Here is a 1,650-nt window from a genome sequence, read left to right on the forward strand (position 1 = left end):
GTGCAGCTACCTGGTCGATGCGGAACGCCAAGGCCGGGAGCATTGCCCGCCGGAGGTGGTGCGGGGCGACTTGGCGCGGACGCAGGAGCTGATCGACAGCATCGGGCGGCAGTGGACCTACACGCACGGAGTGTTGTCCTTCGCGCCCGAGGATGCGCCCACTGTGATCGAGCAGGAGGCCGCGATGGACGCCTTCGAAGCCTTTGCCTTCGCCGGCCTCGATGTCGATCAGTTCGACATCTCCTGGGTGCGGCACCAGCACACCGAGGGTGGGCGGGTGGAGCTGCACTTCGTGACCCCGCGCATGGAGCTGGCCTCCGGGCGGGCGCTCAACATCGCGCCGCCCGGCTGGGAGCGGAGCTTTTCCACCCTGCGGGACGCACTGAACCTGGAGCATGGCTGGGCGCGCCCGGATGATCCGGCGCGGGCGCGGGAAGTGGCCTTCGAGCTGTCGCCGCCTTGGGCGCAGCACGGATTCCACCTGAAAGAGGGCAAGGAGGCCGTCCACGGCTACGTGGCGGCCCTGATCGAGCGGGGGGCGGTGCATGACCGTGTCAGCCTGGTCGATGCGCTGACCGAGGCCGGGCTGGAGGTCACGCGGGCAGGCAAGGACTACGTGACGGTGCGCGATCCCGACACCGACGAGCGCCTGCGGCTCAGGGGCCGCATCTACGAGAAGGACTGGAACGATGACGCGGAGCTTGGCCGAGCGGCTGCACGAGAGGTTGGAGAGCCAGACGGCCGAGATCGCGGCCTTGACCGAGAGCGAGCTGCAGAAGCTCTCGCAGCGTGTGAGCGCGAGCGTGAGCACCGAGCTGACCGAAATCGAGATCGCTATCGCCCGAGCCACGCATGGGATCAGGAGCGCGCTGCCACAGCTGAAATGGATCTTGGGGCTGACCTGGGGCGCGCTGATCGTGAGCTTGATGCTGACCGGCTTCTTGCTTTGGCGCTCGAGCCAGCCCTTGAGGGTGGTGGAGGACATGCCCTTGGAGACGTTCCAGAGCGAGGGGCAGAGCTACCTGGTGGTGCCCGAGAACGCGACCCCGCTGCAATGCACCACGCCCTCGGGGCGGAAAGCGATTTGCCTGCATATGAAGAATGGGGACTGAGCCATGGACCAGCTCACGGCATTGGAGCGCGCCTTGCTCGAACAGTTCAGGCTCTTGGCGAACGAGTTCGATCAATCGGAGAGCGCGTCCGAGGAATATTCGAAGAAGGTGGGCGCATGGTCGCAGCGCATCTCGCAGCGACAATCAGCGATCGAGGCCCGCTTGTCGCAGATCGAGGCCACACAGCAGCGCTTGAGCGCGGGCTTGGAGAACTTGAACGCGGCCTTAGCCAAGCAGACCGCCTCAACCACGCACTTGGTGCAGCAGGTGAACGCGTTGCTGAAAGAACGCTGACATTAGTCCAGGAGCGCAAAGCGCACGAATGGGAGTTGGAGCGGGCCGCAAGGCGGGAGCGCGACAGGGGCCACGATCACGAGCTTTAAGTTAGCCCCTCAAGGCAACCCTACTTTGTTTTTGGCTGAATTGGCAGAAGAACAATGAGATAGCCCCGGCCGTGATCCATACATCTGCAAGATTGAACACAAAGGGGTGCCATGCCCCAAAGTGCAGATCGAGATAATCGGTCACCACTCCATAC

The 1,650-nt window shown here is 64.2% G+C and carries 3 protein-coding genes; 1 reads left to right on the forward strand and 2 read right to left on the reverse strand.

Annotated elements, in window-relative coordinates:
• Nucleotides 1-985 (reverse strand): hypothetical protein (locus BU28_RS26910; protein WP_248616138.1); only part of this gene is annotated, 985 nt, incomplete at its 3' end.
• A gap of 130 nt (nucleotides 986-1,115) precedes the next feature.
• On the opposite strand from BU28_RS26910, the gene BU28_RS26495 reads away from it, so the two are divergent.
• Complete coding sequence (locus BU28_RS26495) at nucleotides 1,116-1,406, forward strand: hypothetical protein (protein WP_028720592.1); 291 nt, start codon at nucleotides 1,116-1,118, stop codon at nucleotides 1,404-1,406.
• 90 nt (nucleotides 1,407-1,496) lie between these two features.
• Here the strand turns inward: BU28_RS26495 and BU28_RS26885 are convergent, their stop codons facing one another.
• Nucleotides 1,497-1,643, reverse strand: coding sequence for a signal peptidase II (locus tag BU28_RS26885; protein ID WP_428829414.1), 147 nt, complete (start codon nucleotides 1,641-1,643; stop codon nucleotides 1,497-1,499).
• Nucleotides 1,644-1,650: the final 7 nt, after the last annotated feature.

Source organism: Paracoccus yeei ATCC BAA-599 (assembly GCF_000622145.1).
In the GTDB taxonomy this organism is placed as follows: Bacteria; Pseudomonadota; Alphaproteobacteria; order Rhodobacterales; family Rhodobacteraceae; genus Paracoccus; species Paracoccus yeei.